Source organism: Denitromonas iodatirespirans (genome assembly GCF_018524365.1).
GTDB classification, from domain to species: Bacteria; Pseudomonadota; Gammaproteobacteria; order Burkholderiales; family Rhodocyclaceae; genus Nitrogeniibacter; species Nitrogeniibacter iodatirespirans.
In genome coordinates this window covers 1-391 of record NZ_JAEKFT010000145.1, presented here as the reverse complement: position 1 = coordinate 391, position 391 = coordinate 1, and the positions used below count along the sequence as shown (strand labels likewise).

Annotated in this window: 1 protein-coding gene; it reads left to right on the top strand. The window is 61.6% G+C overall.

Annotated elements, in window-relative coordinates:
• Positions 1 to 391: hypothetical protein (locus I8J34_RS24325; RefSeq protein WP_214364204.1), on the top strand; the 391-nt coding region annotated here is incomplete at both ends.

Sequence of the window (391 nt, the reverse complement as noted above, 5' to 3'; positions counted from 1 at the left end):
CCGCTACAGCGCATCGCCCGACCAGGACACTGCGCCCTTCGAGCACTGCACACAGGACGATATCCAGGTCGTCAGCGCGAGGGAGCGGACTAACTATCCGCTGACAGTGTCGGTGGATGATCTTGGCGATGCTTTTTCGATCAGTGTGCTAACCCTCCAGGCGTTGAGCCCGGAGCGTGTTGGTGTTTTCATGCTTGAGGCCATCACGGGTTTGATCGAGGTGCTTGAGGGCGCAGAACCTGATGTTCTGCGGTCCATTCAGCCCCTCCCCGCCCCCGAACGCCATCAAGTACTCGTCTCGTGGAACGCGACGGATCGTCCATACCCGCGCGATATGGGCGTGCACACGCTGTTCGAAGCCCAAGCGCTCGCGCAGCCCGAGGCTGTGGCC